Raw genomic sequence first — 23,810 nt, forward strand, 5'->3', positions numbered from 1 at the left:
GTCTCAGCCTTTCTTGGGGTCAAGCGCGTAAACCGCGATATCTGACAGCAGGTTGCCGATCACGAAAACCACCGCCACCACGAGCACACAGCCCTGGATCATCGGGATGTCGCGTTGCAGGATCGCGTCATAGACCTGCAGGCCGATTCCCGGCCAGTTGAAGATGATTTCAGTAAAAATCACGCCGCCGAACAGATAGCCGATCTGCAGGCCGCCGATACTGGCAAAGGTCGGCAGGGTATTGCGTACCGCATGGCGCAGAACCAGCTGGCTGCGCTTTAGTCCGCGGGCCTTGCCGGCAAGGATATAGGGCTGCGCCATCACGTCGATCATCCGCGAGCGGGTGACACGGGCCACGACCGCCACCGAACCCGCCGCAGTCACGGCTGCCGGCAGGATGAGGTGATGGATAAGATCCCAGAACCCGCCCGGACTGGCGACATTATACATTCCCGAAATCGGGAAGAGCTTCCATTTGAAGCCAAAGAAATAGAGCATGATGATGCCCAGCCAGAAGGCCGGAAGACTGGCAAGGACCAGCGTGATCACCACCACGACCCGGTCGGTGGCGCTGCGGAATTTTGCCCCAGACAGCACCGCCAGCAGAAAGCCGAAGACCAGCACGATGAAAAGGCTGCCCGCCATCAGGATGAGTGAGTTGATGATCTTGGGCCCCAATATCCCGGCGACAGGCAGTTGCTGCGACAGCGATGTGCCGATATCGCCCTGCAAAAGCGCCGTGAACCAGATGCCGTATTGCACGACAAGCGAACGGTCGAGGCCCATCTGCTCGCGCAGGGCCTGAAGCTGTTCCTGCGAGGCCATCCGGCCAAGGATGGAAAGCGCAATATCCCCCGGCACCAGCTGGACCGCGAGAAAGACGATGATGGTGACGCCGATCAGGACCGGGATCGCGGACAGCATCCGCATGAAGGTGAACTGGAGGATTTGCATGAAGACTTTCTCTTGCCTGCCTGTCCCCCGTTTCCGGACGATTGCCGAAAGCACTTTGTCCGGAAACGGGGGCGCGATCTGTAGACCGGTTCGGCGCGGCTTACTCCTTGACGATGGAGGTCAGATCGAACCAGTGCTGCGGGGCAAGCCGGAAGTCCTTGATGCCCGGAACCGCGACATAGACGGAATTCGTCGCGAAATAGCTTGAGAACGCCATGTCGTCGGCCACGATATCGCGGGCTTCCTGCAATTTGGCGACCATCTCCTCTTCCGAGCCGGCAGCGCGCGCTTCGCTCAGCAGCCGGTCCATCTCAGGGTTGTCATAATAGCCGGAATTGCAGCAGTTCGGCGGCATCACCGTGGTCGGGAGCACCTGGTCAAGCCAGGAGAAGGTGCTTTCCCCCCAGGAGGCCGAGGTGATCCCGGTGCCGTCGCGCATCCCCGCCGACATCATGTCCCAGAAAGCATTGTTGTCGAACATCTCGATTTTGGCGCGGATGCCGACCTTTGCCCAGTCGCGCTGCAGCCATTCCGCATCGCCTTTGGTATTCACATCGGCGCCGCCGCCGAAGGTCCAGTCCATCCTGGTGTCCAGCCCGTCGGGATAGCCGGCCTCGGCCAGCAGCGCCTTCGCGCCTTCCGGATCATAATCGCAATCGCGGAAGTCCGGATCATAGCCGGGGCCGCCGGGATTCAGCACGCCCCAGGTCGGCTGCGCATAGCCCATGCGCTGATAAAGCGCCATTTCTTCGCGATTGATCGCCATACAGGCCGCTTTGCGCACCCGCACATCCTTAAAGATTTCGTCCTTTGTATTGAACCACATGACATAGATCATCGGCGACGGCCCGGTGATCAGCTGAAGCCCCTGGGCTTCGAGCATTGCGATGGAATCCGGCGAGGGTGTGCCGATGATATCGACCTCGCCGGACATGATCGCGAGTTCGCGGGTCGAGACTTCCGGCATCGCGCGCAGGATGATGCGGTCGGTTTTCGGGATCCGCTCCGGGTTCCAGTAATCGGGGTTCCTTGCGATGGTGACGCGTTCCCCGGGCACCCGCTCGACGAATTTGAAAGGCCCGGTCCCTATCGGGTTCTGCTCGATCCCGTCATTGCCGAATGTCGCCACCGCCGTCGGAGAGACCATGCGCGGTGACCCGGACCCGCCCGCCGTCAGACGGCGCAGAAACTCGGCATTCGGCTGCGTGAGCGTGATGGTGAACGTATAGGGGTCAACGACCGCGTAGCTTTCCAGATCGCCCCAGACCCAGCCCATCAGCCCCGGCGAGGCCGGCACGAAATATTCGAAATCAGGATTGGTCATGCGGTCGAGATTGAACTTTGCCGCATCGGCATTCCAGTCGCTGCCGTCGTGGAATTTCACGCCCTTGCGCAGATGGAACGTATAGGTCTTGCGGTCATCCGAGATGTCCCAGCTCTCGGCCAAGGCGGGGACGATCTCGGGAACCGCGTCGCCGCCTTTCGTCAGATCTTCCTCGACAAAGGTCTCGTAGACATGGCGGATCACTTTAAAGGTATTCCAGGTCCGCGCCGCTGCCGGATCCATACGGCTGAAATCTGCCTCGACCCCCATGACGATGGTGCTTTCAGCCAGTGCCGGGCTGAACCCGGCCATGAGACCCAGAAGCGCGGTGGAGGCGATCCCACGCCGCAGGCCTTTGACAAAAATTGACATTGTAGTGCTCCTGTTGGGATTTTTGTTTTGTTTTGTTTTGTTTTTTGGTGTCTCAGGCGGTGGCGGGGTACAGAAGGCAGGCCACGCTGCGCTGATCATGCAGGGTTCTCAGCGCGGGCATTGCCCGGGCGCATTCGGGCATCCGTTGCTGGCAGTTCGAGACATAGGGGCAGCAGGGGCCGGACATGGCCGGGGCCGCCGATTCCAGATCTTCCGCGCGCTCTGCCGCCGCTTCCCAGCGGTTGTCGCGCTTCAGATGCAGCACGGTGCCCAGAAAGTCCTGGGTGAAAGGATGCATCGGCTGGCGGTACACCTGATCGCTCTCCCCGGTTTCCAGGAGCTTGCCGCGATACATCACCATGGTGCGGTCGCAAAACTGCCGGACGATCTTCAGATCATGCGAGACAAAGAGGAATGTCAGCCCGAGTTTGACCTGAAGATCCCTGAGCAGCGTCAGGATCTGGGCCTGGATCGAGACATCCAGCGCCGAGACGGGCTCGTCGAGGAACAGGAATTCCGGCTCCAGCGTCAGCGCCCGCGCGATGGCGATCCGCTGGCATTGCCCGCCGGAAAACTCGTGCGGATAGCGGTAAGCCTGCCCGGGATCGAGCCCGACCAGCTGCAAAACCTCATCGACCCGCGCCTGCACCTCATCCGCACGCATCCCGAAGTTCAAAAGCGGCCTGGCCACATTCTCGGCGACCGTCCGCCTTGGATTCAGCGATTGCAGCGGGTCCTGAAACACGATCTGCGCCCGCCGCCGGTGCAGCCGCAACTCGGCGGGGCCGAAGCTGCGCAGATCGGCACCATCATAGGTGATGCTGCCACTGTCGGCCTCGATCAGACGCAGGATCATCCGGCCCAGCGTTGATTTCCCCGAGCCGGACCCGCCGACACAGCCAAGGATCTCGCCTTTGCGGATATTGATCGAAATATCGCTGACCGCAGGGTTCTCCGAGATCTCGCGCCTCAGGAACGAGCCCCGCCTGACGCGGAAGGTTTTCGACAGATTGCGGATTTCAATCAGGTTTTTCACTTCAGACCTCGGCAAAATGGCATCTGACGAAGCGCTCGTCGGCAAGGCTGCGCCAGTCCGGAACCTCTGCGCGGCAAATCGCTTCGGCGCGGCCGCAGCGGGGCGCGAACCGGCATCCTTTCGGCGCCAGAGCGAGATTGGGCGGCTCACCCTCGATTGACCGCCACTCGGCCGTCGGCTCGTCGGGATCCGGGATCGCCGCGATCAGGGCCTGGGTATAGGGGTGTTTCGGATCGCTCAGCAGCGCATCAATCGGCGCCGATTCCTGGATATGCCCGCCATACATGACCAGAACCCGTGTCGCGACGGCTGCAACCACGCCCATGTCATGGGTGATGATGACAATCGGCAACCCCGTGCTCCGGCTGCGTCGCTTCAGCAGCAAAAGGATGCGCGCCTGAACCCCTACATCAAGCGCGGTGGTTGGCTCATCGGCGATCAGAATCTCGGGCTTGCAGGCCAGTGTCATCGCAAGCGCGATCCGCTGGCACATCCCGCCCGACAGCTGATGCGGATAGCTTGCCATGACACGATCAGCCTCGTTAAAGCCGACCTGGTTCAGCGACAGGATGGCCGCCTCGCGGGCCGCAGCTTTGCTGAGCCCGGTTTCATGACGCCGCAGTGTTTCGATCAGCTGTGCGCCAATGGTGAAAGAAGGGTCAAGCGAGGCGCGCGGGTTCTGAAAAATCGTCCCGATCCGCCGCCCTCTGACCTCGGCCATCTGCTTTTCGCTGAGGCCCAGCAGATCAAGCCCCCTGAGAATTACCGTCCCGCCAAGATAGATCGCCGGCGGTGTGCTGATCAGACGGGCCAGCCCCATCGAGGTCACGGTCTTGCCTGAACCTGACTCGCCGATGATCGCGAGAATTTCCCCGGAAGATACCGAAAAGCTTATGTCTTCAGTTGCGACGACAGTTCCGTTTGGCGTGGCAAAGCCTACAGAAAAGCCGTTCACCTCAAGTATGGGTGCGTCCGTCATCTACCTGTCCGAGTGAATTTGTCACCCGAACTTATTCGGAAGTTGAAGAGTTATTATGTCGAAATTTAATAAACATTTATCAACAAATGAGGCCAATCATTCCCGCCAGATCTGATGCAGTCTACGGCTGTCGAGAGGTGGCGACGAGGGTGATGGGGACCAGCTGACGCCCGTGAGGCCGCGCTCTGTGGTTCAAAGTTCCGCTTTCCCCAACGGAGCCTGGTGCATATCCACATCTGCCGACGAACGGGCCTTCTGCTCAGGTTACATATGTGCCGCCCTGCACGCCAGCCATCCCTGGTGCGACGCAGCGTGCAACATGAAGGCTGAACTGTGCGCGGATGTCATCTTGCCGCGCCACCATACAATGGCATAAATTGTATGCGTGCAATCATGGGCAGCAAAGGCCGAGCATGTGGACCCCCTGGATCACCGATGGCGCGAGACTGAAATATCTCGGCATCGTCGAGGCGCTTGAAGCGGATATTCGCGCCGCAAGGATCGGGCCGGGCGAGCGGCTGCCGCCACAGCGCAGCATTGCCGAACAGCTGGGTGTGGATCTGACCACCGTGACCCGCGCCTTCAACGAAGCGCGCCGCCGCCGGCTGGTGGCGGCCCAGGCCGGGCGCGGGACTTTCGTGCGCGATGATCCCGCCGAATTCTTCCCCGACGAACCCGCGCCGGTGCTGGATCTGAGCATGAACATCCCGCCTCAGCCCGAGGGGATCGATTTCCGCAAACTGATCCCGCAGGGACTGGCTGCGATCCTTAATGGCCCACGGGGCGGGCTGAGCCTGCAATATCAGGAAAGCAGCGGCGGCATGGCAGACCGGATCGCCGCGACACAATGGCTCTCGCGGTGCCACGGGGCGCTGACGCATGACCGGGTGCTGGTCACCGCCGGGGCGCAATCGGCACTGTTCGCGCTGACCGATCTGCTGGTTTCCGCCGGAGCGCATATCGCCGCCGGCGAGATGACTTACCCCGGGCTGAAGGCCAGCGCGGCGCAGCGTGGCGCGATGATCGACCCGATTGCGATGGATGCCGGCGGGCTGATCCCCGATGACTTCCGCCGTCTGTGCGAGGCGCGGGCGCCGCATGCGCTCTATGTCACGCCCAGCATCGACAACCCTACGACCGCCACCCTGCCCGAAGCGCGGCGCATCGCGATTGCAGAGATCGCGCGCAAATACAGTGTCGCCATCATCGAGGATGACCCATATGCGCCCTTGCACGCAGAACAGCTGCCGTCTTTCCTCGCGCTGGCGCCGGATCTGACCTGGCATCTGGCCACCCTGTCGAAATCGGTCACGCCTGCGTTGCGGGTGGCCTATGTCGTGGCGCCCGATCCGGCGGGGGCCTTGCGACTGGCGTCGATCTTGCGGGCGACTGTCCTGATGGCGCCGCCGCTTCTGGCCAGCCTTGCGACCCGCTGGCTGCGCGAAGGCGTAGTGGATGAGATCGCCGCCGCGATCCGCGCCGAGAACCGTATCCGTCAGACCCTCGCGGCCGAGGCCTTCCGGGGGGCCGATTTCCGCGCTGACCCCGAAGGCCATCACCTCTGGCTGCGCCTGCCGCCGCATTGGCGGGCGACGGACTTTGCCGAACATGCCGACCGCGCCGGTGTCTCGATCGTGCCGGCATCGGCCTTTGCGACCGGCGAACATGCCTCGGCGCATGTGCGGATCTCGCTTGGCGTGGCGCCAGACCGGGGCGTACTTGACGAGGGGTTGCAGCAGCTGGCCGGGCTGATGCAGCGGCCAGCGGGGGCAGTGCGGGCCGTGGTCTGATTGCCGCCGTGGTACAGGCCGAAACGGGTCTTTGCCCGCCAGTTCGTCGGTCATGCCCCACGCCGGGATACCGTTTTCCGCACTGCGGAAGGCATCATCTTGCAGCCGGATCGGCTTTGCCCCACCCCTGAAAGCCGGAATCCATCCGCAAAGCGAGCCAGAAATGTCGCAAGAGCCCGTGCTGTCGACCCTTGATCAGGGTGTGTTGCTGATCGAGCTGAACCGCCCCGAGCGGATGAATGCCTTCACCGAAGAAAGTCATCTGCGGCTGCGCGAGATCCTTGCGCGCGCGGCTGAGGATCACGCTGTGCGGGCTGTGCTCCTGACCGGGCGTGGCAAAGGGTTCTGCGCGGGACAGGATCTTAACAACCGCGATCCCCGCCAGCCGGGGCCGCGCAGCGATCTCGGCCAGTCGCTGGGCCAGTTTTACAACCCGACCATCCGTGCCCTCCGCGGGCTGCAAAAGCCGGTGATCTGCGCAATGAACGGAGCGGCGGCCGGAGCCGGTGTGGGGTTGGCGCTGGCCTGTGATATCGTTATCGCGGGCGAGAGTGCCAGGTTTGTGCTGTCTTTTTCCAGGCTTGGGCTGGTTCCTGATGCCGGGTCCAGCTGGTGTCTTACCAGAATTCTTGGCGAAGCCCGCGCCAAGGCGCTGTTGCTGACCGGAGAGACGATCCCGGCCCCGCGCGCGGCAGACCTGGGTCTGATCAGCAAATCGGTCCCCGATGCGGAGCTTGCAGATGAGGCCCGGGCGCTGGCCGGTAAACTGGCCGCCGGCCCGACCCTTGGGCTTGGCCTGATGAAAACGCTTATCCAGGAGGCAGGCGGGCGCGATTTTGACAGCCAGCTCGAGGCGGAACGGCTGGCGCAGCAATCCGCAGGCTTCAGCGATGACTATGCCGAAGGGGTGACCGCCTTCCTCGAGAAACGCCCGGCGCTGTTTCGCGGCAGCTGAGCCCGCCGGGGCAGTCCTTCCGCTCTGCGGGACGAAGCCAGGGATATTGGCTTTGACCTTTCGGGCGCCCTGCGGTCACTGGAGAGCAGTGAAACAGTCTTGCGGAGGCGAGAATGGCAGCAGAACTCCCGTTGAAAATTGGTGTGGCCGGCGCCGGCGCAATGGGGGCGGGCATTGCGGAAACCGCCGCCGCAAGTGGCATTGCCGTCATCCTGACCGATCTGCGGCAGGGGGCTGCTGCCAGCGCCATTGAGGCAATTCTCGCCCGCGCTGCAAAGCGGGTCAGCAGCGGTAAGCTGTCCCAGGGCCAATATGACGCCCTTGCGGGCGCGCTCATCGCCGCCGACAGCCCGGACGCACTGGCAGATTGCGATCTGGTGGTCGAAGCGATCATCGAGGATCCCGCCGCGAAACAGGCTTTGTTTGCCCGGCTGGAGGATCTTCTGGCCCCCGAGGCACTGATCGCCAGCAATACATCCTCGCTGCCGATCGGGGTGATCGCGCGCGACCTGAAACATCCCGAGCGTTTCGCGGGGCTGCATTTTTTCAACCCGGTGCCGCTGATGAAACTGGTCGAGGTGATTCCCGGCCCGCGCACCAGCCGTGAAACGATGGAGCGGCTGCTCGCGGTGGCGCGCCATCTTGGCAAGGAACCGGTTGAGGTGCGCGACACGCCCGGCTTCCTTGTGAACCATGGCGGGCGGGCCTATCCGACCGAAGCGCTGATCGCGTTGCAGGAGGGGGTGGCCAGCCCGGCTGAAATCGACGCGATCATGCGCGATTGCTGCGATTTCCGTATGGGTCCGTTCGAGCTGATGGATCTGACCGGAATGGATGTGAATTTCACCGTCTGCGAGTTCCTGCATCAGAGCTATTTCGCCGAGCCGCGCCTGCGTTCGACCACCTATCACCGCTATCTGCTGCAAACCGGCCAGCTGGGCCGCAAGACGGGGCAGGGTTTTTACACCTATCGCGATGGCGCCGGCCAACCGTCGGCTGATTTCATCAGCACCGCAGCGCCGGCACAGCAGGTGGTTCTGGCCGAAGATCTGGCCGAGCTGCGTGATTTCGCGGCCTCTCTCGACTGCCAGGTCGCGGCCGAGGATGATGGTGCCAGCCCGGTGCTGGCCTTCCCGGTCGGCGAAGATCTGGCGGCCCATGCGGCCCGGCTTGGCTTGCCGGCCACCAGGCTGGTGGCAGTGGATCTGGCCTTCGACAGCACGCGGCGCGTGGTGCTGATGACCACGGTCGGGGCCGATCCGGCGGTGCGCGATGCGGTGGCTGCGGCGGTGAGTGCAAGCGGGCGCAGGGTCACCGCGATTGCCGATTCCACCGGTTTTGTCGCGCAACGGATCGTTGCGGCGGTGGCCAATCTCGGTTGTGAAATGGCGCAGATGGGGCTTGCCGCGCCTGGTGATATCGACAAGGCCATGCGGCTTGCGATGAATTACCCCTGCGGTCCGCTGGAATGGGTGGATCGGGTCGGAGCGGCGCGGATGCTGACGATTTTGCGCAATATGCAGGCGCTCAGCGGGGATGACCGTTACCGCCCGAGCGCCTGGCTGCGGCGGCGCGCGACGCTGGGGCTGGATATCCGCAGCCTGTAAGAAAAAAGCGGCGCCGGGATCGCAGCCGGCGCCGGCTTTACAGCAGTTCCTGTACGGTTTCGCGCAGGATGGGGGCAATGATGCCGCGCATATTGGCGACCGAGATCGATCCGGTGGCAAAAGGCACCGTAATCGCGGCCTGTTCATGCGCGGTGCTGATGCCGACCGATACCGCGCTGATACCACGGCGCCAGGTGTCGCGGCTGAAAGAGACGCCATCCTTGCAGGCCGCCTCCAATGCGGCATTAAAGGCGGTGACATTGCCATTTTGCTGGGTGAGCTGGCCACGGATCCGGCTGGCAAGCTGGCGCCGCTCTTTCTCGGGCAGGATCGAGAGATAGGCAGGCCCGGCCGCCGAGGTGGCAATCGGCAGCCGCCCGCCCACAGCAAAGCGCACCGCCAGAATATCCGAGCCGGACACAACCTGGACGAAGGTCAGATACATGCCATCGCGCACACAAAGCGCCGCGGTCTGGCCGGTTTTTTCGGCCAGCACCTTCAGCAATGGCGTCGCACGGTCGATCAGGGCAAATCCGGTCAGCACCGAATAGCCGAGATTCAGGCTTTTCGGGGTCAGCTCATAGCTGCGGCCGGTTTCGCTGTGGCGCAGATATCCCAACCGCATAGCGGTATAAGTCAGCCGGCTGATGGTCGAAGGCGGCAGGCCGGTGCTTTTTGACAGATCACTGTTCGACATCGGCTTTTTCTGCTTAGACAGCGCCTCGAACAACTGCAGCCCCCGGGCGAATGCTTCGACAAACTGACGATCTTCCTGCGACATCCCTGGCTCCAGTATTCCGCTCTGCGAAATGAATTCCCTGCCTATGGCATTGCAGAATGCCGGATGAAAATCCAGTCTCCGGCGCAAGGGAAATCCGCAAATGCGGGTTCGGAGTAACCTGGAGGGGATATGCTCACCGGTGATATGTTGCGGCGCTCTGCCGAGCGCTTTCCGGAAAAGCGCGCCATTCTGTGGCAGGACAGGTCCATCAGCTATGGCGATCTGGACCGCGAGGCCAGTCGTTTTGCCCATGCCCTTCTGGGCCTTGGTCTTGGCAAGGGCGGCAAGGTCGGCATCCTCAGCCGCAACCGCATCGAATATGGCAGCGTGTTTTTCGGCACCGCCCGCACCGGCGGGGTGATCGTCAATATCTCCGTGCTCTATGCGGCGGAAGAGCTGGCCTATGTGCTGGACAAGGCCGATGTCGAAATTCTGGTCTATGAAGATGTCTTTGCCGCTCGCGTCGCCGAAGCGGCGCAATCACTGCCCAAGATCCGTCACTTCATCACCCTCGGCGCCGCGCAGCCCGGTGCCCATGATTTCCAGGCCCTGATCGCGGATCAGCCCGATCATGTGCCCGAAGTGGAGATCCATGAGGATGATCCCTTCTGCATGACCTATACCGGTGGCACCACGGGGCGGCCCAAGGGCGTGCTGGCCAGCCATCGCAACCGCGTCACCACCGCGCATACGGTGATGCATCACGAAAATATCCAGGAACGCGATGTGGTGGGGATTGTAACCCCGCTGTTCCATGTTGCGCTGAACATCATGTTTCAGCCGGCAGTGCTGGCCGGGGCGACCTGCACCTTCCTGACCAAATGGGATGTGCAGGACTTTGCACATATGGCGCAGCGCACCGGAATGACCGCCTGTTTCATGGTGCCGACCCAGGTCGCAATGGTGGTCTCGGACCCGAACTTCCAGGCCTCGAATTATGTGCAATGGGAAAAGCTGGCCTTTGCCGGCGCCCCGATGCCCGATTGGGTACAGCGCGATCTGATGGAAAAGCTGCCCGCGATCAGGCTGACCCAGATCTATGGCCAGTCAGAAGTGGGGGTGATCACCACCCTTGGCCACTGGCATCTGCCCGAGCGTCTCGGCTCCATCGGCCAGCAGGCTTATAATGTCGATCTTGCGGTCGTGGCCCCCGATGGCCATGCCGTGGCGCCGGGGGTGATCGGCGAGCTGGTTTCACGCGGCGCGAATGTCATGCTGGAATATTACAACGAGCCGGAGCAGACCGCGAAGTTCTTCCGGCATGGCTGGGGCTGGACCGGCGACCTGGCGGTGATGGACGAGGCGGGCTTTGTCACCCTCGTTGACCGCTCAAAAGACATGATCATTTCGGGCGGTGAAAACATCTATCCCAAAGAGATCGAGAACGCGATTTTCGGCCTCGACGCCGTGGCGGAATGCGCGGTCTTTGGCATTCCCGATGAAAAATGGGGTGAGGTGCCGGCAGCCTATATCCTGCTCAAGGCCGGGGCCGTGCTGGAAACCGAAACCGTTGTCGCGCATTGCGAGAAGACGCTGGCGCGGTTCAAGCGTCCTCGCCTTGTCACATTCGTCGAAAGTTTCCCCAAGACGCCGATTGGCAAAATCCAGAAGAACCTACTGCGGGAGCCCTTTTGGGCAGGCCGGGAGAAGAACATATGAGCCTCGATATCACCACCTATAAGCGGCTGAAATTCGACTGGCCGGATGCCGGCATCCTGCGCATTACCATGGATAATCCGGGCCGGCTGAACTCGGCTGACCGGATCATGCATGGCGAGCTGTGCCGGGTCTGGCGCGATATCGACGCGGCCGATGATGTCCGCAGTGTCATCATTCGCGGGGCGGGCGAGGCTTTCTCATCTGGGGGCGATCTCGATCTCGTCAAAGAGATGACCGAGGATTTCACCACGCTCACCCGGGTGTGGAAGGAAGCGCGCGATCTGGTCTACAACATCATCAACTGCTCAAAGCCGATCGTATCGGCGATGCAGGGGCCGGCGGTCGGGGCCGGTCTGGTCGCCGGCCTGCTGGCCGATGTCTCGATTGCCTCGAAGACCGCGCGCATCATTGATGGCCATACTAGGCTTGGCGTGGCTGCGGGTGATCACGCGGCTATCGTCTGGCCGCTGCTCTGCGGTCTTGCCAAGGCCAAATATTATCTGCTGCTCTGTGAATCGGTCTCGGGCGAAGAGGCCGAGCGGATCGGGCTGATCTCGCTGGTCACCGAAGATCACGAATTGCATGACAAAGCGCTGGAGGTTGCGCGCAAACTGGCCAAGGGCTCGCCGAGCGCGATCCGCTGGACAAAATACGCGCTCAACAACTGGCTGCGCATGGCCGGTCCCACTTTCGATACTTCGCTGGCGCTGGAATTCATGGGCTTCTGTGGCCCGGATGCGCGCGAAGGGCTGGCGTCTCTGAAGGAAAAGAGACGCCCGAATTTCGACCAGGATTGCCCGCTCTGAGGATCATGTGACCATGAGAGAAGCTTTTATCTGCGCCGGGGTGCGGACCCCGATCGGGCGCTTTGGCGGCGCTTTGGCGACAATCCGGCCCGATGATATGCTGGCGCTTGTGCTGGCCGAGGTGGTGGCGCGCGCGCCGGGCCTGGACCCGCTGGCGATTGACGATGTATTCACGGGCTGTGCCAATCAGGCTGGCGAAGACAATCGCGACGTGGCCCGGATGGGGGTGCTGCTGGCCGGCCTGCCGCAATCCGTGCCAGGAACCACGCTGAACCGGCTTTGCGGCTCGGGGCTGGATGCGGTGGGGCTCGCGGCGCGCTCCATTCTTGCGGGCGATGCCGAGGTGATTATCGCCTCGGGCACCGAAAGCATGACGCGCGCGCCCTTCGTACAGGGCAAGGCTGAAACCGCCTTCTCGCGGCAGGCCGAGATCTACGACACCACAATTGGCTGGCGCTTTGTCAACCCGGTGCTGAAACGGCAATATGGTGTCGATTCCATGCCGGAGACGGCCGAGAATGTCGCCGGACGCTTTGGAATTTCCCGCGAGGATCAGGACACTTTCGCCCTGCGCAGCCAGCAGAGGGTGGCGGCCGCCCAGGCGAAGGGTGGCTTTGACGATGAAATCCTCCCGGTCAGCATCGCACAGCGCAAAGGCGATCCGGTGGTGTTCAGTCGCGACGAACATCCGCGCCCGACCACGCTGGAGGCGCTGGCAAAACTGCCAGCCCCGTTCCGCGAGGGGGGTTCGGTCACCGCAGGCAATGCCAGCGGCGTCAATGACGGGGCGGCCGCGGTGCTTGTCGCCTCGGCGGCGGCGGTAAAACGCTTCGGCCTGACGCCGATGGCGCGGATCACCGGGCTGGCCACTGCCGGGGTCGAGCCGGCGATCATGGGAATGGGGCCGGTTCCGGCCAGTCAGAAACTGATGGCGCGATTGGGGCTGTCCATCGCGGATTTCAGCCGGATCGAGCTGAATGAGGCTTTTGCCGCGCAAAGCCTTGCCTGTCTGCGCCAGCTTGGCATTCCCGATGATGCCGCACATGTCAATCCGCTGGGTGGTGCAATTGCCCTTGGCCATCCGCTGGGGATGTCGGGCGTGCGTCTGGCCCTCACCGCTGCGCTCGGGCTGCACAAATCCGGCAGCGGCCGTGCATTGGCCACCATGTGCGTCGGTGTCGGTCAGGGCATTGCCCTCGGGCTTGAGGCAGTATGATGACAGAGAAAAATGATCTGGTGCTGGTCGAGGATCTGGGTGCGGTGGTCGTGCTGCGCCTCAATCGTCCCGAAGTGCTGAATGCGCTGAACATGCCGCTGCGCCGCCAGCTTGCGACAATCTTTGAAGGCCTTACCGATGGCGGCACCCTGCGCGCGGTGGTGCTGACCGGCGATGAGAAATCCTTCGCGGCGGGGGCAGATATTGCCGATATGGCGCAGATCGACAGTGTCGATATGTATCTGCGCCATACCGAGCGGCTCTGGGAAGCGGTGGCCCGCTGTCCGGTGCCGGTGATCGCAGCGGTCAATGGCTTTGCGCTTGGCGGCGGTATGGAGCTTGCGATGCATGCCGATATCATTGTCGCCGGAAAATCCGCACGCTTCGGTCAGCCAGAGGTTAAGGTCGGTATCATGCCAGGCGCAGGTGGCACCCAGAGGCTGACCCGCGCGGTGGGTAAGTTCAAGGCGATGCGGCTTTGCCTGACCGGCGAGATCATTGACGCAGACGAGGCCTCGGCAATGGGGCTGGTCAGCGAAGTTGTCGAAGATGACCAGGTCTTCGATCACGCCATGGGGCTGGCACGGCGGATCGCCGGCCTGCCACCTATCGCGGTCAATCAGGTCAAAGAGGTTATCCTGCACGGTCAGGATGCCTCGCTTTCTGCGGCACTCGCCCTGGAGCGCAAGGCGCTGCAGATTCTGTTCTCGACGCAGGATAAATTTGAAGGCATGGCCGCCTTCACCGAAAAAAGACGGCCCAGCTATACGGGCCGCTGATCAGCAAAGCGGGAGGAAATCATGGATCTGGGCATTTCGGGTCGGGTGGCGCTGGTGCTGGGCGGCAGCAAGGGGCTTGCCTATTCAACCGCGCGCCATCTGGCGGCGGCGGGGGTGCGGGTCGTGCTGAATGGCCGCGACGCCGAGGCAGGCGCCGCCGCCGCGGCCGGGCTTGGCCATGGCGCCTTTTTCGTGCAGGGCGATGTGTCTCAGCCGGGCGTCACCGCCCGGGTCATCGCGGAGGCACAGGCCAGCGCCGGACAGATTTCGATCCTGGTGACCAATGCCGGCGGGCCGCCCACCGGGCGGTTCACCGATCATGATATCGAGACCTGGCGCCATGCGCTGGAGACCAATATGCTTTCGGCCATATCGGCCACCCAGATGCTGTTGCCGGATATGATTGCGGATGGCTTTGGCCGCATCGTGAACATCACCTCTTTCGCGGTGAAAGAACCCTATCCGAATATGGCTTTGGCCAATTCGGTGCGGGCCGGACTGACCGGTGCGATGGCGACGCTGGCGCGTGAGACCGTCGCGCAGGGGGTGACAGTGAACAATGTCCTGCCCGGCCTGATGGCGACCGGCGCGCTTGATCGTGTCATCCGCGCGAAGGCAAAACGCGAGGGAATCACCGAGACTGAGGCCGCCGCCGCCATGGCCGGATCGGTGCCGGCGCAGCGCCTGGGTACGGCAGAAGACTTTGGTCCGATCGCCGCATTCCTGTGCTCGGCCCATGCCGGATATATCACCGGCCAGAATATCGCGGTGGATGGCGGTCTGACCCGCGGGCTGCTCTGAGGTCTTCCGCAGAGCGGAACGCTTTGCCGCATTGTGGTGATGCTGGCGGGGCAAAGAGCGGCCATATTGTCCGCAATGAGAGGGAGGAAGCTCATGAAGATTTTCGTTTCTGCGCTGGCATTGCTGGCCGCAGGTGCCACTGCTGCATCGGCTGAAATTTCAAATAACTCGGTCAAAATCGGCGTGTTGACCGATCAGAGCGGGGTGTTCTCTTCCCTGGCGGGAACCGGCTCTGTGGTCGCAGCTGAGATGGCGATTGCAGATTTCGGCGACCGGCTCGGCAAGATCGAGCTGGTCAGTGCAGATCACCAGAACAAGGCTGACATCGGCACCCAGATTGCACGGCGCTGGTATGATGTCGAAGGCGTCGATCTGATCGTTGACGTGCCGAATTCTTCGGTGGTGCTGGCGGTTCAGGAACTGGCGCGCGAAAAGGACAGGCTGCTGATCGTCTCGGGCGCGGGCACTGCCAGCCTGACCAATGAGAACTGCTCGCCCAACGGTATTCACTGGACCTGGGACACCTATGCGGTGGCGGTTTCGACGGGCAAGGCCATGGTTGCCCAGGGGGGAGACAAATGGTTTTTCCTGACCGCTGACTATGCGTTCGGCCATACTATGCAGGCCGATGTGACCGCGGTGGTTGAAGGCGCAGGTGCCTCGGTTGTCGGCACCGCGATCGCACCGCTGAACACGGCGGATTTCTCGACCTATCTGCTGCAGGCGCCTTCGGCCGGGGCCAATGTGATCGCCCTCGCCAATGGCGGCACCGATACGATCAACTCGCTGAAGCAGGCGCAGGAGTTCGGTCTGACCATGCAGGCCAAACTGGCCGGTCTTGCGATCTTCCTGACCGACGTGCATTCGATGGGCCTCGATTCCGCTCAGGGTCTCTATCTGACGACCGGCTTTTACTGGGACCGCACCGATGAAAGCCGCGCCTGGTCGCAGCGGTTCTTTGAAAAGCACGGCGCGATGCCGACCATGTCGCAGGCCGGGGTCTATTCGGCCGTGACCCATTACCTGAATGCCATCGCTGAAACCGGCACCGATGCCGCCGGTCCGGTGATCGCGCAGATGAAGGCAACGCCGGTCAATGATTTCTTCACCGAGAATGGCGTGATCCGCGATGACGGCCGCATGGTGCATGACATGTATCTCGCCCAGGTCAAAACCCCGGCGGAATCCACCGGCCCGTGGGATTATTACAATATCCTCGCAACCGTCCCCGGTGACGAAGCCTTCCGCCCGCTCGCAGACAGCGCCTGCCCGCTGGTAAAATAAAGCCCCGGAGCAGCGGCCTCCCTGCGGATGGCCGCTGCCTTTCCCCGCTTCAGCGCAGCCCGAAAGATGTCAAATGTCCGATGATATTGTCCTGAAAGCGACGGGTCTGACCAAGGATTTCAAAGGGTTTCGTGCCGTGGATGCGGTGAACCTGAATGTTCAGCGCGGTTCCGTCCATGCGCTGATCGGCCCGAATGGCGCCGGAAAATCCACCTGTTTCAATCTCTTGACCAAGTTCCTGACTCCAAGTGCCGGCACCATCACCTATGATGGCCGTGACATCACCCGCCTGAAGCCGGAGGTGATCGCGCGGATGGGTCTCGTGCGCTCGTTTCAGATTTCGGCGGTGTTCGGCTCGATGACCGCGCTTGAAAATGTGCGCATTGCCCTGCAGCGGCGCCGCCATGGCGACAGCTGGGATTTCTGGCGCAGCCAGAAGGTGCTGGCGCGCCTCGAAGATGAGGCAATGGACCTGCTGGATCAGGTTGGTATGACAGGGTTCGCCCGGGAACAGGCCAGTGATCTTTCCTACGGGCGCAAGCGCGCGCTGGAAATCGCCACCACGCTGGCGCTGGATCCCAAAGTCCTGCTGCTTGACGAGCCGATGGCCGGCATGACGCAGGAGGATGTTGCCCGCATCACCACGCTGATCGCGCGGGTCGCTGTCGGGCGCACCGTGCTGATGGTCGAGCATAATCTCTCGGTGGTCGCCACGCTTTGCGACCGCATTACCGTCCTCGCACGCGGCGCCATCCTGGCAGAGGGCAGCTATGACGAGGTTTCCAAAGACCCGCAGGTCATCAATGCCTATATCGGGGTGCCCAATGGCTGACAGGCTTTCTCAGAACCCGCATTTTCAGGTTACGGATCTTGAGGCCTGGTATGGTGAAAGCCATGTGCTGCACAGGGTCAGTTTCGACATTCGCGAAGGCGAGGTGGTGACCCTTCTGGGCCGCAATGGCGCTGGCAAAAGCACCACGCTCAAATCCATCATGGGCATGATCAAACGCCGGCAGGGTTCTGTCCGGCTGCGGGAAAAAGAGCTGGGCCGCGCCTCCAGCCGGGCCATCGCCCGGGCGGGGATCGCCTTTTGCCCCGAAGATCGCGGCATCTATTCCAGCCTGACCGTGGAAGAGAACCTGATGCTGCCGCCGGTGGTGGCCAGCGGTGGCATGAGCGTGGCCGAGATCCACACGCTTTTCCCGAACCTCGCCGAACGCCGCCGGAGCCAGGGCACCCGGCTTTCAGGCGGCGAACAGCAGATGCTGGCAATCGGCCGGATCCTGCGCACCGGCGCCCGGCTTTTGCTGCTTGATGAGCCGACCGAGGGCCTGGCTCCGGTGATTGTGCAGCAGATCGGCGCCACCATCCGCCAGCTGAAAGAGCGCGGCTATACGGTGCTGCTGGTTGAACAGAATTTCCACTTCGCGGCGTCGGTGGCCGACCGCCATTACGTGATGGATCACGGTCAGGTGGTCGACATGATCCCTGGCCCGGAAATCGCCGACAATATGGCGAAGCTCAGCACATATCTGGGGGTCTGAGGCGCAAATATGCTTATATTCGGAATACCACTGCAGTTGCTGTCGACCCAGATCCTGCTGGGTCTGATCAATGGTGCATTTTACGCGATCCTCAGCCTTGGGCTTGCGATCATCTTTGGCCTGCTGAACATCGTAAATTTCGCCCATGGCGCCTTTTACATGATGGGGGCCTTTGGCGCATTGCTGATGCTGGATCACTTTGCGATGAATTACTGGCTGGCGCTGCTTGTGGTGCCGCTGACCATCGGTCTGCTGGGCTGTGTCATCGAACGGCTGATCCTGCGCCGGATTTATGATCTCGACCATCTCTATGGCATGATCCTGACCTTCGGCATGGGGCTGGTGATTGTCGGGCTGTTTCGCAATCAATATGGCGCGACGGGCCTGCCCTATTCGATGCCCGCGGCTTTGCAGGGCGGCTATAATCTCGGCTTCATGTTTCTGCCGGCCTCACGTGCCTTCGTGATCCTCGCATCGGTGGCGGTCTGTCTGGTGACCTGGCTGGTGATCGAGAAGACCAGGCTTGGCTCCTGGCTGCGGGCGGCGACCGAAAAACCGGCGCTGACCGAGGCTTTCGGCATCAATGTGCCTTTGCTGATCACCCTGACTTATGGCTTTGGTGTCGCCCTTGCCGGCTTTGCCGGTGTCCTCGCCGCGCCGATCTATTCGGTCAATCCGATGATGGGGTCTGACCTGATCATCGTGGTGTTTGCGGTGGTGGTGATCGGCGGCATGGGATCGATCTCGGGCGCGATCCTGACCGGCTTTATGCTCGGGCTTGTAGAAGGGGTAACCAAGGTCTTCTGGCCACAGGCCTCGACGACGGTGATCTTCGTCATCATGGCAATCGTCCTTCTGATCCGCCCTGCCGGGCTGTTCGGCAAGCAGGCCTGAGATGGCCCGTCAGAAACCAAGGCCCTTCAGACCGCAGGAGCATTGCACATGACCACGCAACCCGAGATCACCGCCACCGGCCTGCCTGGCATGAGCGCAAGCCATCGCAACCTTTTCCTGCTTTTGCTGGTGATCGTCGCTGTGGCGCCCTTCCTGGCCTATCCTTTGCTGGTGATCAAAGTGCTTTGCTTCGGGCTGTTTGCCCTGTCGCTCAACCTGATGCTGGGCAATCTGGGGCTGCTTTCTTTCGGTCATGCCGCTTATTTCGGCCTGTCCTCCTATGCTGCGGCCCATGCCGCGAAAGTCTGGGGCTTTACCCCCGAATTCGCGCTTGGTTTTGCAGTGCTGGTGGCCGTTTTGACCGGTGCGGTGTTTGGAGCGCTTTGCGTGCGCCGCCAGGGCATCTATTTTGCCATGGTGACACTCGCCTTCGCCCAGATGATCTATTTCTTCTCGCTCCAGGCTCCGTTTACCGGCGGCGAGGATGGCATCCAGAATGTGCCGCGCGGGGCGTTGTTCGGCCTCTTCTCGCTGCAAAGTGATATGGCGCTTTATGCCCTTGTCGCTGTCGTGTTCTTCGTCGCGGTGCTGGCCCTCTACCGTATCACCTGGTCGCCTTTTGGTCAGGTCCTGCGGGCGATCCGCGACAATGAACCGCGCGCGATCTCGCTGGGCTACCGGGTTGATCGCTACAAATGGGCAGTTTTCGTTCTGGCTGCAGGTTTCGCCGGGCTGGCGGGCGGACTGAAGGCGATTTCCTTTCAGCTGGCGAGCCTCACCGATGTCTATTGGGGCATGTCGGGCGAGGTGGTGCTGATGGTGATGATCGGTGGCATGGCGACATTCTTCGGACCGCTGGTCGGGGCGCTGCTGGTGATCTGGATGCAAAACGAGCTGGCCGCTTTCGGGGCCTGGGTCACCATCATGCAGGGACTGGTTTTCATGGCCTGTATCCTCGTCTTCCGCAAAGGCCTGCTCGGGACCATCGCCGACAGGCTGGGCCTTAAGGTCTGAGGATCATCAGTGTCGTCCGGCGCCGCCTCACCGGCGCCGGATGGCCGGGTTCCCCGGAGTTTGCAGCACCGCCGCAGGCCTGGTCCCCGGCTGTTCCGGGCCGTTTGCGCCACGTCGCGCAGGGCCTCCGAAACCGCCTGTCAGCCCGGATCTGCCGGAGACAGCAGCGCATAGGTCCCGGCGCAAAACCGCGCCTTAAACCGGGCTGATCTGCGCATGCAGCCGCTCTCCCCCCAGGGGGGCAAAGGCGCGCTGGCGGCAGGTCAGGACGATGATCTGCTGATCCTGCGCCACCCGGTGCAGGGCGGTGAACATAGCTTCGATCCGGTCATCATCACTATGGACCAGGGCGTCATCGAGGATCACCGGCACCGATCTGCCCGAGCGGGCAAAGAGTCGCGCGAAGGCCAGCCGCGTCAGCACCGCCAGTTGCTCTCTGGTGCCACCGGACAGGATCTCGATCTCTTCATCCTGGCCGTCGCGCATCAGTGCCACCGGCAGGAGGCTGGTATCGTCTATCCTGAGCGATGCGCCCGGATGCAGGATCGACAGAAGCGGGTCAAGTTCGCGCAGGACCGGGCCAAGATAGGCTTCGCGCGCCTCGCGTCTGGCCGCTTCGAGCGCCGTCCGCAACCGGGCAAGCGCCTTCACTTCGCGTTCATAACGGGCCGCGCGGGCCAGTGCTGTCGCTTCGCGGCCCCGCAGATCGCCAAGCGCTTCCTCGATCCCCTCATCGGCCAGCGCCCCGATAGAGCCGCTCACCCCGGCAAGGTCGCTTTCCAGCCGTGCCCGGTCGCGGCGCCGGCCCTCGATCACCGAAGCAAGACGGGTAACAGCCGCCCGGGCGGTCTCCAGATCGGGGGCGTTGCTGGTCAGCCGGGCCAGGGTCCGGGAGGCCTGGGTTTCGGCCCCGGCAAGTCCGGCCTGAGCCTGGGCGAGGTGCAAAAGCCGCGCGGCGAGATCGACCGGATCACCGGCCTCTGCCCGTATCGCGTCCAGCACCTGCCCGGCGGCCAGATCCGCCGCACGCGATGCCGCGCGCGCCTCGCGCAGGCGGGCATGGCGGGCTTCGGCCTCGCGCCTGTGCACCTGCGCGCGCTCTTCGGTCTCTCTGGCACTGCGGAGCTGGTTTTGCAGGCCGGCAATGCCGTCCGCCGATGCCGCATCCGGTGCCGCGCCCGGCAAATCACCCGCTTCGCTGCGGGCCACCGCCAGGGCCGCGCGCAGGGCGTCAATCCCCTCGGGCGCCAGCTCTGCGAGCAGCGCCTTCGCCTGGGATATGGCCGCATCAAGCCGCCCGGCCTCGGCAAAGGCGTGCCGCGCAGCCGCCAGATCCGCCGCGCCGCAGGCCATCAGCGCTGTGGCCAGCCGGTCCTGCGCCTGTTGCAGCTTTGCCCCGATATCGCCTGCTGCGATCAGGCCCGGGTCTATCACCATCCGGCCGATACCGGGCAGATCCAGCGCGGTGCTGCCCCTGAGCTTCAGCCCTTCCGCGCCAATGGGCTGACCTTCGGCCATGACACGCGCCGCGCCCGAATAGGTGAAGGTGACCGCAACTAGGCGCGCCTCGTCCTGAAGTGCCAGGCGGTCGCGCTCGCCCTGGGCCTTTTCCGCCTGATCCAGCAGGTCGCGCGTGACCTTCAAAGGGCTGCGGGCCGCGAGATATTCATCAAGCGCCGCGCGCTGGCGGTCGGCGCGTTCCAGCCTTGCGGCAAGACCTGCCATCCGGTCGCGCGCAGCCAGCGCCAGCCCGGCCCGTTGCGCAAGATCCAGCCGCGCGGCAAGCGCCTGCACCGCCCCGGTGGCGGCGGCGTGTTCGCGGGCAGCAGTCGCATCAAAGGCTGCGGCCTCGCCGGTCAGGGCCTCGGTTCGCGCCAGCTCTGCCGAGGTCTTCGCCTGCGCGGCCAGGGCCTGGCCCAGCCGAAGTTTCAGATCTTCGAGCCGCCGGATCGTTTCCGCACCCTGCCCGGCGGTCAGCTGCGCCAGTCGCAGGTCGCTTTCGGCCTTGCGGGTCTGTTCGGCATGGGTTTCGGCCGCGCGCAATGCCTGGCCCGCCTGATCAAAGGCGGCCTCATCGCGCGCGGCCTGATCGGGGTCAGCCAGCCGGGTCAGATCGCGGGTGATCGCCGCGCGGTTTGCCAATTCTGAGGAAAGCCGGGCCACCTTGATCTCAAGCGCCGCGCGGTCCTGGGCGAGCGCCTCGGCCTCGTCAGTGGAGCGCGCCCATTCCCCGCCCGATCTCGGGCGCAGTGTATTGGTCGCAAGCTTTGCAAGCGCCTCGTTCACGCGCGCCAGAACCTGGTCCATGCGCCGCCCGCCGGTCATCACTTCGATCTCGCCCGCGACCGAGGACAAGAGATCTCGCCGCGCCGTCAGTGCCTTTTCGCGGTCCGATTTATCGGCGGCACCGGCGCCTTCCGGTTCCATCCCAAGGAGACCCTGGCGCACCCATAAAAGCCCCGATGGCCCGGCCAGCCCCTGGCCTGTCAGCCGGTCAATCCAGGCCTCGGCCTCGTCCTCCTGCGCGATCAGGCGGCCCGAAGCGTCCAGCACCCGCGCCGTCGGGCGCGAGAGCCAGCGTTTTTCCAGCCGGAACCGGCCCTCGGGCAGGTCAAGCTCGACCGCGACCTCGGGGGCACCGCCCGAATGGGGTTGCAGCGACTTTACCGGCGCGCGCGCTGACCGGTGCGGCTGGAAGAACAGCGCATGCAGCCCGTCGAAAAAGGTCGATTTGCCGAATTCATTGGGCTGCGACAGCACCGAGACACCGTCGCCGATCCCGTCGATCCGGGCACGTTTTGCCCCGAAACGGCGCAGATTGGTCAGCTCCAGCGCGCGGATCTTCATGTCTCGATCTCCTGCACCAGGGCATAAAGCCGGGACAGCGCCATTTCGGCCAGCTGGCGGTCGGCCTGGGCCAGCGCCGGGTCACCGGCCTCGCCAAGCAAGCCTTCTGCGGCCCGGCGCAGCGCGCCGCCGCGGTCGATCAGGTCGAGATCATCCGGCTGCACATCTGTGCCAAGGCGGGAAAGATCGGCCTCGAACCAGCCGAAATCCGGGGCGATCGCGGCCAGCGCGGCCTCAAGGCCGGCGCGTTCGGCCAGGGTCAGACGGCCGCTGGCCTCGATCCGCAAGAGACTGTCCCGGCGCTGGTTTTCACCGGGCATAAGCCCGGCAAGATGGCCCGCAATATCCTCGCCGGGCAGCAGATCGAGCTCTGGCCGCAGCCAGTGGAACTGACCGGTCTGGGTGACTTCCACCCGCGCCGGCGCGCCGCTTGCCTCAAGGCTGACCACAAGCGCCCCCGGTGCCGTGGCATGTTTGAACCCATCTGCCTCGGGTGTGCCGGAATACCAGGTCGCGGGGCCGATCTGCATCCGCCCATGCCAGTCGCCAAGGCCCAGGTAATCAAGACCCGAGAGCCGCGCCCGATCCGGCGGGATGATCCCCGGGCTGCCCTCGCCATCGGTGAAATCCATGATCGCGCCATGGCCCAGGCCGATGCGGATCGCACCCTCAGGGGTTGGTGCCGACATCGCTTCGGTCAGATCGCGCCCCGGGCGGCGCTGTGTCGGGGGCGCCGGCAAAAGCCAGACACCGGTCGCAAGTTCCAGCGCGCCGGGCCGGTCGAGAACCGTCAGATTGGCCGGCGCATCGGCAAGGATCCGGCGCCAGAGCTCGGTCGCCGCGAGACTGTCATGGTTGCCGGGCATCAGGAACCAGCGCAGATCGCCCTCGACCGCCATGGCTCGCAGCGCGTGGCGCAAAGTCTCGGGCGAAGGGGTTTCGGCATCGAATGTGTCACCCGCCAGCAGCACATCGCGCGCGCCAGTGTCGCGGGCCGCACGGGCGAGGCGGGAAATGACCGTATGGCGCGCCTCGCGCAGGCGGCCGCGGATGTCTTCGGGATAGCCGCCAAAAGGCCGGCCCAGATGCAGATCAGAGGTGTGAAGAAAGCTATAGGTCATGCGAATTCCAGGCCAGGGATCAGGGCGGCCCGGCTGCTGATCGCAGT

General features: G+C 63.3%; 20 protein-coding genes. 13 read left to right on the forward strand and 7 right to left on the reverse strand.

The features are described 5' to 3' along the window. Nucleotides 1–3: 3 nt before the first annotated feature. From AC4FS3_RS07300 to AC4FS3_RS07315, 4 genes are all read right to left on the reverse strand, one after another. The gene (locus AC4FS3_RS07300; protein WP_491019978.1) at nucleotides 4–954 is read right to left on the reverse strand and encodes an ABC transporter permease; all 951 of its coding nucleotides are present in this window, start codon (nucleotides 952–954) and stop codon (nucleotides 4–6) included. A 100-nt stretch (nucleotides 955–1,054) separates the two neighbouring features. Then, a complete protein-coding gene (locus AC4FS3_RS07305) occupies nucleotides 1,055–2,650 on the reverse strand; it encodes an ABC transporter substrate-binding protein (protein WP_491019979.1) in 1,596 nt (531 codons plus the stop codon). Between the two features lie 52 nt (nucleotides 2,651–2,702). Next, nucleotides 2,703–3,686: an oligopeptide/dipeptide ABC transporter ATP-binding protein gene (locus AC4FS3_RS07310; RefSeq protein WP_491019980.1), complete on the reverse strand. Its 984-nt coding sequence runs from the start codon at nucleotides 3,684–3,686 to the stop codon at nucleotides 2,703–2,705. 1 nt (nucleotide 3,687) lies between these two features. Beyond that, nucleotides 3,688–4,665: an ABC transporter ATP-binding protein gene (locus AC4FS3_RS07315; protein ID WP_491019981.1), complete on the reverse strand. Its 978-nt coding sequence runs from the start codon at nucleotides 4,663–4,665 to the stop codon at nucleotides 3,688–3,690. A 413-nt stretch (nucleotides 4,666–5,078) separates the two neighbouring features. On the opposite strand from AC4FS3_RS07315, the gene AC4FS3_RS07320 reads away from it, so the two are divergent. The 3 genes from AC4FS3_RS07320 (at nucleotide 5,079) to AC4FS3_RS07330 (ending at nucleotide 9,017) form a co-directional block, all read left to right on the forward strand. Continuing rightward, entirely contained in the window at nucleotides 5,079–6,455 is a 1,377-nt protein-coding gene (locus AC4FS3_RS07320; protein WP_491019982.1) for an aminotransferase-like domain-containing protein, read from the forward strand. A gap of 163 nt (nucleotides 6,456–6,618) precedes the next feature. Beyond that, nucleotides 6,619–7,410 (forward strand): enoyl-CoA hydratase-related protein, encoded by a 792-nt coding sequence (locus AC4FS3_RS07325; RefSeq protein WP_491019983.1) that lies wholly within the window; start codon nucleotides 6,619–6,621, stop codon nucleotides 7,408–7,410. A 113-nt stretch (nucleotides 7,411–7,523) separates the two neighbouring features. Next, on the forward strand, nucleotides 7,524–9,017 hold the full coding sequence (locus tag AC4FS3_RS07330) for a 3-hydroxyacyl-CoA dehydrogenase (protein ID WP_491019984.1): 1,494 nt from the start codon (nucleotides 7,524–7,526) through the stop codon (nucleotides 9,015–9,017). Between the two features lie 37 nt (nucleotides 9,018–9,054). Here AC4FS3_RS07330 and AC4FS3_RS07335 read toward each other — a convergent pair whose 3' ends face one another. Further along, complete coding sequence (locus AC4FS3_RS07335; RefSeq protein ID WP_092904569.1) at nucleotides 9,055–9,798, reverse strand: IclR family transcriptional regulator; 744 nt, start codon at nucleotides 9,796–9,798, stop codon at nucleotides 9,055–9,057. Between the two features lie 129 nt (nucleotides 9,799–9,927). Here AC4FS3_RS07335 and AC4FS3_RS07340 point away from each other — a divergent pair, with 129 nt between their 5' ends. From AC4FS3_RS07340 to AC4FS3_RS07385, 10 genes are all read left to right on the forward strand, one after another. Beyond that, nucleotides 9,928–11,457: a class I adenylate-forming enzyme family protein gene (locus AC4FS3_RS07340; protein WP_491019985.1), complete on the forward strand. Its 1,530-nt coding sequence runs from the start codon at nucleotides 9,928–9,930 to the stop codon at nucleotides 11,455–11,457. Continuing rightward, the gene (locus AC4FS3_RS07345; protein WP_092904565.1) at nucleotides 11,454–12,263 is read left to right on the forward strand and encodes an enoyl-CoA hydratase/isomerase family protein; all 810 of its coding nucleotides are present in this window, start codon (nucleotides 11,454–11,456) and stop codon (nucleotides 12,261–12,263) included. The genes AC4FS3_RS07340 and AC4FS3_RS07345 overlap by 4 nt, the downstream gene beginning before the upstream one ends. 13 nt (nucleotides 12,264–12,276) lie before the next feature. Continuing rightward, nucleotides 12,277–13,479 carry a 3-oxoadipyl-CoA thiolase gene (gene pcaF, locus AC4FS3_RS07350; protein ID WP_491019986.1) on the forward strand — a complete coding sequence of 401 codons (1,203 nt, stop codon included), beginning with the start codon at nucleotides 12,277–12,279 and terminating at the stop codon, nucleotides 13,477–13,479. After that, nucleotides 13,479–14,258: an enoyl-CoA hydratase-related protein gene (locus AC4FS3_RS07355; RefSeq protein WP_092904561.1), complete on the forward strand. Its 780-nt coding sequence runs from the start codon at nucleotides 13,479–13,481 to the stop codon at nucleotides 14,256–14,258. The genes pcaF and AC4FS3_RS07355 overlap by 1 nt, the downstream gene beginning before the upstream one ends. A gap of 21 nt (nucleotides 14,259–14,279) precedes the next feature. Further along, complete coding sequence (locus tag AC4FS3_RS07360) at nucleotides 14,280–15,059, forward strand: SDR family oxidoreductase (RefSeq protein ID WP_491019987.1); 780 nt, start codon at nucleotides 14,280–14,282, stop codon at nucleotides 15,057–15,059. 93 nt (nucleotides 15,060–15,152) lie between these two features. Then, on the forward strand, nucleotides 15,153–16,343 hold the full coding sequence (locus tag AC4FS3_RS07365; protein ID WP_198835898.1) for an ABC transporter substrate-binding protein: 1,191 nt from the start codon (nucleotides 15,153–15,155) through the stop codon (nucleotides 16,341–16,343). Nucleotides 16,344–16,416: 73 nt separating this feature from the next. Next, nucleotides 16,417–17,175 (forward strand): ABC transporter ATP-binding protein, encoded by a 759-nt coding sequence (locus tag AC4FS3_RS07370; protein ID WP_198835899.1) that lies wholly within the window; start codon nucleotides 16,417–16,419, stop codon nucleotides 17,173–17,175. Continuing rightward, the gene (locus AC4FS3_RS07375; protein WP_198835900.1) at nucleotides 17,168–17,887 is read left to right on the forward strand and encodes an ABC transporter ATP-binding protein; all 720 of its coding nucleotides are present in this window, start codon (nucleotides 17,168–17,170) and stop codon (nucleotides 17,885–17,887) included. The genes AC4FS3_RS07370 and AC4FS3_RS07375 overlap by 8 nt, the downstream gene beginning before the upstream one ends. 9 nt (nucleotides 17,888–17,896) lie before the next feature. Then, the gene (locus AC4FS3_RS07380) at nucleotides 17,897–18,781 is read left to right on the forward strand and encodes a branched-chain amino acid ABC transporter permease (protein WP_283179454.1); all 885 of its coding nucleotides are present in this window, start codon (nucleotides 17,897–17,899) and stop codon (nucleotides 18,779–18,781) included. A gap of 48 nt (nucleotides 18,782–18,829) precedes the next feature. Then, entirely contained in the window at nucleotides 18,830–19,795 is a 966-nt protein-coding gene (locus AC4FS3_RS07385) for a branched-chain amino acid ABC transporter permease (protein ID WP_491019988.1), read from the forward strand. A gap of 195 nt (nucleotides 19,796–19,990) precedes the next feature. Here the strand turns inward: AC4FS3_RS07385 and AC4FS3_RS07390 are convergent, their stop codons facing one another. Next, entirely contained in the window at nucleotides 19,991–22,642 is a 2,652-nt protein-coding gene (locus AC4FS3_RS07390) for an AAA family ATPase (RefSeq protein ID WP_491019989.1), read from the reverse strand. Next, the gene (locus AC4FS3_RS07395; protein WP_491019990.1) at nucleotides 22,639–23,763 is read right to left on the reverse strand and encodes a metallophosphoesterase family protein; all 1,125 of its coding nucleotides are present in this window, start codon (nucleotides 23,761–23,763) and stop codon (nucleotides 22,639–22,641) included. The genes AC4FS3_RS07390 and AC4FS3_RS07395 overlap by 4 nt, the downstream gene beginning before the upstream one ends. Nucleotides 23,764–23,810 lie beyond the last annotated feature (47 nt).

This window comes from Pseudogemmobacter sp. TB195 (assembly GCF_058313095.1).

Bases quoted from the DNA above. Each gene is read 5' to 3' on its own strand.
- AC4FS3_RS07360 (WP_491019987.1), top strand. From the start codon at position 14,280: ATGGATCTGGGCATTTCGGGTCGGGTGGCGCTGGTGCTGGGCGGCAGC.
- AC4FS3_RS07365 (WP_198835898.1), top strand. From the start codon at position 15,153: ATGAAGATTTTCGTTTCTGCGCTGGCATTGCTGGCCGCAGGTGCCACT.
- AC4FS3_RS07325 (WP_491019983.1), top strand. From the start codon at position 6,619: ATGTCGCAAGAGCCCGTGCTGTCGACCCTTGATCAGGGTGTGTTGCTG.
- AC4FS3_RS07335 (WP_092904569.1), bottom strand. From the start codon at position 9,798: ATGTCGCAGGAAGATCGTCAGTTTGTCGAAGCATTCGCCCGGGGGCTG.
- AC4FS3_RS07340 (WP_491019985.1), top strand. From the start codon at position 9,928: ATGCTCACCGGTGATATGTTGCGGCGCTCTGCCGAGCGCTTTCCGGAA.
- AC4FS3_RS07395 (WP_491019990.1), bottom strand. From the start codon at position 23,763: ATGACCTATAGCTTTCTTCACACCTCTGATCTGCATCTGGGCCGGCCT.
- AC4FS3_RS07375 (WP_198835900.1), top strand. From the start codon at position 17,168: ATGGCTGACAGGCTTTCTCAGAACCCGCATTTTCAGGTTACGGATCTT.
- AC4FS3_RS07370 (WP_198835899.1), top strand. From the start codon at position 16,417: ATGTCCGATGATATTGTCCTGAAAGCGACGGGTCTGACCAAGGATTTC.
- AC4FS3_RS07345 (WP_092904565.1), top strand. From the start codon at position 11,454: ATGAGCCTCGATATCACCACCTATAAGCGGCTGAAATTCGACTGGCCG.
- AC4FS3_RS07330 (WP_491019984.1), top strand. From the start codon at position 7,524: ATGGCAGCAGAACTCCCGTTGAAAATTGGTGTGGCCGGCGCCGGCGCA.
- AC4FS3_RS07390 (WP_491019989.1), bottom strand. From the start codon at position 22,642: ATGAAGATCCGCGCGCTGGAGCTGACCAATCTGCGCCGTTTCGGGGCA.
- AC4FS3_RS07300 (WP_491019978.1), bottom strand. From the start codon at position 954: ATGCAAATCCTCCAGTTCACCTTCATGCGGATGCTGTCCGCGATCCCG.
- AC4FS3_RS07320 (WP_491019982.1), top strand. From the start codon at position 5,079: ATGTGGACCCCCTGGATCACCGATGGCGCGAGACTGAAATATCTCGGC.
- AC4FS3_RS07385 (WP_491019988.1), top strand. From the start codon at position 18,830: ATGACCACGCAACCCGAGATCACCGCCACCGGCCTGCCTGGCATGAGC.
- AC4FS3_RS07380 (WP_283179454.1), top strand. From the start codon at position 17,897: ATGCTTATATTCGGAATACCACTGCAGTTGCTGTCGACCCAGATCCTG.
- AC4FS3_RS07305 (WP_491019979.1), bottom strand. From the start codon at position 2,650: ATGTCAATTTTTGTCAAAGGCCTGCGGCGTGGGATCGCCTCCACCGCG.
- pcaF (WP_491019986.1), top strand. From the start codon at position 12,277: ATGAGAGAAGCTTTTATCTGCGCCGGGGTGCGGACCCCGATCGGGCGC.
- AC4FS3_RS07315 (WP_491019981.1), bottom strand. From the start codon at position 4,665: ATGACGGACGCACCCATACTTGAGGTGAACGGCTTTTCTGTAGGCTTT.
- AC4FS3_RS07355 (WP_092904561.1), top strand. From the start codon at position 13,479: ATGACAGAGAAAAATGATCTGGTGCTGGTCGAGGATCTGGGTGCGGTG.